Source organism: Exiguobacterium chiriqhucha RW-2 (assembly GCF_000416965.1).
In the GTDB taxonomy this organism is placed as follows: Bacteria; Bacillota; Bacilli; order Exiguobacteriales; family Exiguobacteriaceae; genus Exiguobacterium; species Exiguobacterium chiriqhucha.
This window is the reverse complement of record NZ_ATCL01000015.1, coordinates 45,684-53,609: the sequence shown is the minus strand read 5'-3', so window position 1 is coordinate 53,609 and position 7,926 is coordinate 45,684. Positions and strand designations below refer to the sequence as shown.

Below are 7,926 nucleotides of genomic sequence, written 5' to 3'. Positions count from 1 at the left end.
ACTTGCATGTATTAGGCACGCCGCCAGCGTTCGTCCTGAGCCAGGATCAAACTCTCCAAAGAATTTGATATAGCTCTTTAAAAATGACGAAGCTTGCGCTTCATTCAAAAATTGTAAAACTTTTTTTGCCTCATCGTTCAGTTTTCAAAGACCAAATGTTGTCGTGTTAGCGACTTTTTAATAATAGCGATTTGACTTTTTAAAGTCAACCGTTTTTTTATTATTTTTTTAATTCGCTTTCTGTTGTTCGTGTGTGAACAGCAGCGACGTTTATTAATATATCAGCGCCCCCCATTTTCGTCAACTGTTTTTCTAAAAAAACTTTATTTTTTGTTTCACACTCTGTAACTGAACGAAAGAACGTTTCAAACAAACAAGCCCAGACGAATGTCTGAGCTTGTACTAGTACGCTGTCACGATGATTTAGATGACACACGTTTCTTCGTTTTGGCCTTTCCAGCTGTCGAGGGTTTGACGCTCTCTGCCTGAGCAGGTGCTTGGAAGCGATGCAGCATCAAGACTTGATACGCATTGGCAAACACGAGCGTCGCTAACGCCGGCCACAAGAGGGCGATTTCATCCGTCGCCTGTAGGGCTGGAATCCATTCGATCAACGTGATGACGATCATCAAGAAGAGCGTCGGGATGAACGCACTCGCGTTCGTCTGCTTCGCCTTACTCGTCGCGATAATCCATGATACCATCACCAACACGACCATTTCACCGATATAGCGCCACATATGATCGTTGCCGAACGCGAGCATGCGAAGATATACCGCATCAAATAACGCAAAGGCGATCAATAGCACTTGCACGCGATTCCATAACCTTGGTCCTCGGAACAAGTCCAATCCAACCCGGTGGACAATCAAATAAGCAAAGAATCCCATCATGCTAATTCCCGTCCACGTGCTCGAGTAGCTAAGTGCCGTGACGATCGCTTCCCAAGATTGACTTACTAAATAACCTGGATTGGCCAGTAAGTTCATCACAAATCCAAACAACGTCCCGAAGACGAGCGTCGTCCAAAACAACCTTAAAAATCCTTGTACCTTCATTTGTGAACCATTACCCTTCTATCTGTTGAATGACCGCTTGTGCCAATCCATCGTATGTTTTCTCAAACGGATGCCCGTCCCGATAAACCGATGGGGCAAAGTCTTCTTCGTTTTCGTACGGCTGACCGAGCGGAATTTGAGCGAGCAACTTGCTCTTCAATGCCTCGGACAACTTTTCGCCTCCGCCGTAACCGAAGACATACTCTTTCTCTCCAGTCACTTTGCTTTCGAAGTACGCCATGTTCTCGATGATGCCAAGCACTTTGTGGTTCGTCTTAATCGCCATCGCCCCAGCCCGTGCAGCGACGAACGCAGCCGTCGCATGCGGTGTCGTGACAATCAACTCTTGGCATGCCGGGAGCATCGAATGAATATCGAGCGCGACATCACCTGTCCCTGGCGGTAAATCGAGGAGCAAGTAATCTAGGTCGCCCCATTCGACGTCGTTAAAGAAATTATTGAGCATCTTTCCGAGCATCGGTCCACGCCAGATGACCGGCGCGTTATCTTCGACAAAGAAGCCCATTGAAATGACTTTCACACCGAACCGCTCGACCGGGATGATTTTTTCTCCACGTACGACTGGTCGTTCTTCGATTCCGAGCATATCCGGCACACTAAAGCCATAAATGTCCGCATCAATCAATCCGACTTTTTTCCCGGCCCGCGCGAGCGCGACGGCTAAGTTGACGGAGACCGTCGATTTCCCGACGCCGCCTTTCCCTGATGCGATTGCGATGAACGTCGTGCCGGCGTTCTCACGAAGAATCGCCGGCTTTGTCGCTTCTTTCAAGCTCTCGTCATTGAGCGCCTCGAAGCGGAGGCCGACCGTCTTGAAACCTTTTCCTTTGAGCAACGTGACAATCTCTTGTTGAAGTTGGAGCTGTTCCCCGCTCCCGGTTTGACCGAGCGCGACTTTAACACTGACATAATCTTCTTTAATGCGAATATCCTTCACGCCAGCTGTATCTCCAAGCGTACGGTTGATTGTTGGATCGATCAACCCCGCCAATTCTTCACGAACTTGTTCTACTGTAAGCATGTGGTTTCCCCCTAATTTCTGTCTCGCTAACAGTATATCAAAAAAAGCGTTTTCTTGAGGGAACGGAATGCAACAATTTCATGAGCAACAAAAAAACTCTCCGCCCCAATGGACAGAGAGTTTGAACCAAATTGTTCGAAGATTAACGCTTCGAGAATTGTGGTGCGCGACGTGCAGCTTTAAGACCGTATTTTTTACGTTCTTTCATGCGAGCGTCACGAGTCAAGAAGCCTTTTTCTTTGAGGCTTGGACGGAATTCTGGGTCCGCTTGAAGAAGCGCACGTGATACGCCGTGGCGAATCGCTCCAGCTTGTCCTGTGAATCCACCACCGTTAACGTTAACGATTACATCGTATTTACCTTCTGTTTCAGTCAATACGAGTGGTGATTTTGCCATCATGATCAAAGTCTCATGACCGAAGTATTCTGAAATATCACGGCCATTTACAACAACTTTGCCGTCACCTGCAACGAGGTGAACGCGAGCCACCGAGTGTTTGCGGCGGCCTGTTCCGTAGTAACGTACATCTGCCATCGTTTAGTTCCTCCCTGTGTCCCGATTAACCGCGAAGTTCGTAAACTTCTGGTTTTTGTGCTGCGTGGTTGTGCTCAGCTCCAGCGTAAACGTGGAGTTTGTTGAATGATTGACGTCCAAGTGATCCTTTTGGAAGCATCCCTTTGATTGCGAGTTCAAGCATACGCTCTGGACGTTTTGCGAGAAGCTCTTTTGCAGTTTGTGATTTCAAACCGCCTGGATGACCTGAATGACGGTAGTAAATCTTGTCGTTCAATTTGTTACCAGTCAAGTGGATTTTCTCAGCGTTGATGATGATGACGTGGTCTCCGCAATCAACGTGTGGTGTGAAAGTCGGCTTGTGCTTACCGCGAAGAAGTGATGCTACTTCACTAGTCAAACGACCAAGTGTTTTGCCTTCTGCGTCGATAAGGAGCCATTTGCGTTCTACTTCAGATGCTTTTGCCATGAATGTCGTGCGCATGTGGAATACCTCCTAAAATGTCTGTTTACTTAATTTTTTTAGTGCTTGTTTGATGCTTTATCATAATCCTAGTTTACGGGGCTAAGATTGTGGTTCATCTCTCAATGTGAAAATGAAATGCCAATGAATATAATACGATTTTATAGGGGGAATGTCAATCTACTTTTTCATAATTCACATTCCACAAATATAGACCGTGCGGTGGGGCTGTAATCCCAGCGCTACGCCGGTCTTTAGAAGCGAGCATTCGACTCACATCTGCCGGTTCATATTTCCCTCGCCCGACCTCAAGCAACGTACCAACCATAATCCGAACTTGGTTATAGAGAAAGCCCGAGCCGACGAATCGGAAGTACATCTCATCGCCTGCTTCAACGAGCTCCGCTTCATAAATTGTTCTGACGCGGTCCTCCACTTCCGCCTTCGTCACCGAGAAGGACGTGAAGTCGTGGGTCCCGACTAATAGACGAAGCGCCTGGCGCATCCGCTCATGATCGAGCGTATACGTGACCGTCACGGCATGGTGGCGTCGGAACGGATCGGCGTCGCCTCGGAAGAAATAGCGATACTCTTTCCGTTTCGCCCCGTAGCGTGCGTGAAACGAAGCATCGACTTCTTCAGCCGCTTGGACGAGGATATCATCCGGTAACATCGCATTCAACGCTTTGACGAACCGGTCGACCGGCATCGAGAGGTGCGTATCAAAGTGCAAGATTTGCCCTCTCGCGTGGACCCGAGCATCCGTACGGCCCGAGGCCACGACTTTCACGGCTCGGCTATGCATCCGCGCCAAGACGGCTTCTACTTCAGCTTGAATCGTGTTTCCGTTCGGTTGTACCTGATAGCCTGCATAGTGCGTCCCGTCATACGCTACCGTCAGTTTGATTCGTTTCATCCAATCCCTCGCAATCCGATTAGAATGAGTGTCACGATGACAAAGATGAGGAGTAACGCCGTATCACGACGATGCCACGTCATCTCACGCAACCGCGTCCGCCCTTCACCCCCACGGTACCCTCGAGCTTCCATCGCCGTAGCGAGGTCCTCAGCACGTTTAAACGCAGATACGAATAAAGGGATCATGAGCGGGACGACCGCCTTGAGGCGATCCATGATTGGACCGCTCTTCAAATCGACCCCTCTTGCCTGTTGGGCCTTCATGATCCGATCCGTCTCGTCGGCCAACGTCGGCAAGAACCGGAGCGAGATGGACAACATGAGGGCGATTTCATGGGCTGGTACCCGGAACCGCTCTAACGGACGGAGCCCGGCCTCAATCGAGTCGGTCAGTTCCATCGGCGTCGTCGTCAGCGTCACGAGCGTCGTCAACATGACGAGATAGAAGAAACGGAGCGAGACGATTAAGCCCATGCGGACACCTTCCGAATAAATTGCGAACGGTCCGAATGAAATCAACTCGGTTCCCTCGCGATTAAAGAACAACTGCAACAACAGCGTAAATAGGATCAGGAATAGAATCATCTTCAGTCCGTTCCATAAATACCGCCACGACAGTTGAGACAATCGCACGGCGAACAACGTGAAGGCCAGCAAGAATACGTTCGTCCACAAGTTATCCGCCAAAAAGACGATGGGAATGAAGGCGAGGATAAACAACGTCTTGGCTCGCGCGTCGAGTGTGTGGAGCCACGAGTGTCCGGGAATGTACTGTCCGATAATCAAGTCGCTCCCCCCCTTCCTAGCTCGAGCGCAATCCAGTCCGCCAATTCAGTCTCTGTTCGGAGAGACGGTGTGGCGACCCCAAACACAGGGGCGAGTTCATTAGCGAAACGGAGCACGTGTGGAATCTCGAGCTGGAGCGCCTCGACGAGCGCCTCGTCTTTGAATAAATTGAATGGATCTCCGTCAAAGGCGACCTGTCCGCGTTCCATGACGACGACACGTTCCGCATAAGCCAACACGTCATCCATATCGTGCGAGACGAGGATGAGTGTCAAATCGAGTTCTTGTTTTAATCGTTTGAATAACGCCAGCATCTCGCGACGGCCGAGCGGGTCGAGCCCTGCCGTCGGTTCATCCACGACGAGAACGTCCGGACGGCTCGCGAGTACTCCGGCGATGGCGACACGGCGCATCTGTCCGCCGGAGAGATCGAACGGCGAACGGCTCCAAAGCGCTTCATCGAGCCCGACAAGGCGTAAGGCGACATGAGCCCGTTCTTTCGCTTCGTCTTCAGACGCCCCGAAGTTACGTGGACCGAACATGACGTCGCGTTCGACCGTCTCTTCAAATAATTGATGTTCCGGATATTGAAAGACGAGCCCAACGCGGCGCCGAAGCGGGAGTAAGCTTTGCTTTTTATCGCGACGCTTCGTGATCGCACGGACTTCGATATCATCGACGACGACACGACCTTTTGTCGGCCGTAACAGGCCGTTCATATGTTGAACGAGCGTTGATTTTCCAGAGCCGGTGTGGCCAAGAAACGCAACAAGCGCCCCCGACGGAATCATCACATTCACATCGCGCAGCGCGGTTCGTTCAAACGGAGTATTCAATTGATATTGGTAAGTCACTTCTTCAATGCTAATCGGCATAGATGGTTCACCAACTCCGAATGTTGTAGCATCAGACGATCGAGTGGTATGCCCCGTTCCTTCAGTTCGAGTTGCATCCGGACAATAAACGGTACGTCGAGCTGAATGGCTCGTAACGCCTCCGGATTTTGAAACACGTCTTCGGGTGTGCCGGTCATCGCGATCTTGCCTTTCGACAACGCAATGATACGGTCGGCAAACAACACTTCGTCGAGCTCGTGGGTAATGGCGACAACGGTCATCCCTTCTGAGACGAGCTGTTGCACCGTTTCAATCACCTCTTTGCGCCCAATCGGGTCGAGCATCGAGGTAGCTTCATCGAGCACGAGGACATGCGGGCGCATTGCGAGAGCCGAAGCAATCGCAACACGCTGCTTTTGTCCACCGGATAACTGATGCGGTTCACGGTCCGCTAGTTCCGATAATCCAACGCGCGCTAGACTGTCATCAATTCGACGAACCATTTCTTGACGTGGAAGTCCCATGTTTTCGAGAGAGAATGCCACATCATCGCGCACGGTCGCCCCGACAAACTGGTTGTCAGGATTTTGGAAGACGACACCGATCCGTTTCCGAACGTCCCACACGTCTGTGGCGTCCGTTGGATCGAGTGTCTCAACCCGGACTTCTCCTTCTTGAGGAAGCAAAAGCCCATTCCACAACTTCGTCAAAGTCGACTTGCCAGAACCGTTATGGCCAACGATTGCGAGCCATTCCCCTTTGTATACGTCGAGTGACAACCCATTGAGGGCTGGCTCGGTCTGTCCCGGGTAACGAAACACGATATCGCGTACCATAATTTGAGATTCCATCTGCCGACTCCTTTCCGATGTGGAAACAGGGCAATACGTCACCGCATGCCCTGTTGACTGCCTAATGAATTAGACGAGTTCGATGATTACGACTTCCGCACCGTCACCGCGGCGTGGGCCGACTTTCATGATGCGTGTGTATCCACCTTGACGTTCAGCGTAGCGTGGTGCCACGTCTTCGAACAATTTTTGGATTGCGTCTTTTTCTCCAGCGTTCTCTTTACGAACGAATGAAGCTACTTGACGACGGGCATGAAGATCGCCACGTTTCCCAAGAGTGATCAATTTTTCAACGACTGGGCGAAGTTCTTTCGCTTTTTGTTCAGTTGTTTGAATGCGCTCGTTGATAATAAGGTCAGTTGCAAGATCACGTAAAAGTGCCTTACGTTGCGAGCTTGTACGGCCGAGTTTCGAATAAGCCATTACATTTCCCTCCTTCGTTTGAACTTAGTCTTCTTTACGCAAGCCCAAACCGAGTTCGTCCAACTTGAGTTGAACTTCTTCGAGTGATTTACGTCCGAGGTTACGAACTTTCATCATCTCTTCCTCTGATTTGTTTGCGAGTTCTTGAACCGTGTTGATGCCAGCGCGCTTCAAGCAGTTGTACGAACGAACTGAGAGATCGAGTTCTTCAATCGTCATTTCGAGTACTTTTTCTTTTTGGTCTTCTTCTTTCTCGACCATAATTTCTGCATTGAGAGCTTCGTCAGTCAAGCCAACAAAGATGTTCAAGTGTTCTGTCAAAATTTTCGCCCCGAGCGATACCGCTTCTTCCGGACGGATTGAACCATCTGTCCACACGTCTAATAGAAGCTTATCGAAGCTAGCATCTTGACCGACACGTGTTTTATCTACTTCGTAGTTCACGCGTTGAATCGGTGTGTAGATCGAATCGATTGGAATTACGCCAATCGGCATATCATCACGTTTGTTATCTTCTGCCTGGACGTAACCACGACCACGGCGAGCAGTCAAACGCATGCGAAGCGTCGCGTTGTCAGCGAGAGTCGCGATGTGGAGCTCAGGATTCAAGATTTCAACGTCGCTATCATGGGTAATGTCTGCCGCAGTGACAGCACCGGCACTTGAAACGTTAATCTCAAGCGTTTTCTCTTCGTCCGAGTACACTTTGAGTGCTAACTTCTTGAGGTTAAGTACGATTTGCGTGACGTCTTCGACGACTCCGTCAATCGTAGAGAACTCATGAAGTACGCCATCGATTTGAACCGCCGTTACCGCTGCACCAGGGAGCGATGACAAAAGAATTCGACGTAGTGAGTTGCCGAGAGTAGTGCCATATCCACGTTCAAGCGGTTCCACCACGAATTTACCAAACGTAGCATCCTCGCTGATTTCGACCGTTTCGATCTTTGGTTTTTCAATCTCGATCATCTGAACCCCTCCTTGAGTGTATCCTGCCATGCAGCGCGAGCTGCATTGTATATGCTGTTTGTGCTA

10 protein-coding genes and 1 rRNA gene are annotated in these 7,926 nt (G+C 50.1%); all 11 read right to left on the bottom strand.

Annotation, left to right across the window (positions count from 1 at the left end; all coding sequences use genetic code 11):
* Window positions 1-62, bottom strand: a 16S ribosomal RNA gene (locus tag M467_RS23530); the annotation flags it as partial.
* A 351-nt stretch (window positions 63-413) separates the two neighbouring features.
* On the bottom strand, window positions 414-1,034 hold the full coding sequence (locus M467_RS23525) for a KinB-signaling pathway activation protein (RefSeq protein WP_021066633.1): 621 nt from the start codon (window positions 1,032-1,034) through the stop codon (window positions 414-416).
* Window positions 1,035-1,068: 34 nt separating this feature from the next.
* The gene (locus M467_RS23520) at window positions 1,069-2,100 is read right to left on the bottom strand and encodes an Mrp/NBP35 family ATP-binding protein (RefSeq protein ID WP_021066632.1); all 1,032 of its coding nucleotides are present in this window, start codon (window positions 2,098-2,100) and stop codon (window positions 1,069-1,071) included.
* Window positions 2,101-2,242: 142 nt separating this feature from the next.
* Window positions 2,243-2,635: a 30S ribosomal protein S9 gene (gene rpsI, locus M467_RS23515; protein ID WP_021066631.1), complete on the bottom strand. Its 393-nt coding sequence runs from the start codon at window positions 2,633-2,635 to the stop codon at window positions 2,243-2,245.
* A gap of 25 nt (window positions 2,636-2,660) precedes the next feature.
* Window positions 2,661-3,098: a 50S ribosomal protein L13 gene (gene rplM, locus M467_RS23510; protein ID WP_021066630.1), complete on the bottom strand. Its 438-nt coding sequence runs from the start codon at window positions 3,096-3,098 to the stop codon at window positions 2,661-2,663.
* 154 nt (window positions 3,099-3,252) lie between these two features.
* On the bottom strand, window positions 3,253-3,993 hold the full coding sequence (gene truA, locus M467_RS23505; protein ID WP_021066629.1) for a tRNA pseudouridine(38-40) synthase TruA: 741 nt from the start codon (window positions 3,991-3,993) through the stop codon (window positions 3,253-3,255).
* A complete protein-coding gene (locus tag M467_RS23500; protein WP_021066628.1) occupies window positions 3,990-4,781 on the bottom strand; it encodes an energy-coupling factor transporter transmembrane component T family protein in 792 nt (263 codons plus the stop codon). The genes truA and M467_RS23500 overlap by 4 nt, the downstream gene beginning before the upstream one ends.
* Entirely contained in the window at window positions 4,778-5,656 is an 879-nt protein-coding gene (locus M467_RS23495) for an energy-coupling factor transporter ATPase (RefSeq protein WP_021066627.1), read from the bottom strand. The genes M467_RS23500 and M467_RS23495 overlap by 4 nt, the downstream gene beginning before the upstream one ends.
* A complete protein-coding gene (locus M467_RS23490) occupies window positions 5,632-6,468 on the bottom strand; it encodes an energy-coupling factor transporter ATPase (protein ID WP_021066626.1) in 837 nt (278 codons plus the stop codon). The genes M467_RS23495 and M467_RS23490 overlap by 25 nt, the downstream gene beginning before the upstream one ends.
* Before the next feature lie 69 nt (window positions 6,469-6,537).
* Window positions 6,538-6,891 (bottom strand): 50S ribosomal protein L17, encoded by a 354-nt coding sequence (gene rplQ, locus M467_RS23485; protein WP_012727650.1) that lies wholly within the window; start codon window positions 6,889-6,891, stop codon window positions 6,538-6,540.
* A 24-nt stretch (window positions 6,892-6,915) separates the two neighbouring features.
* Entirely contained in the window at window positions 6,916-7,860 is a 945-nt protein-coding gene (locus M467_RS23480) for a DNA-directed RNA polymerase subunit alpha (RefSeq protein ID WP_021066625.1), read from the bottom strand.
* Window positions 7,861-7,926 lie beyond the last annotated feature (66 nt).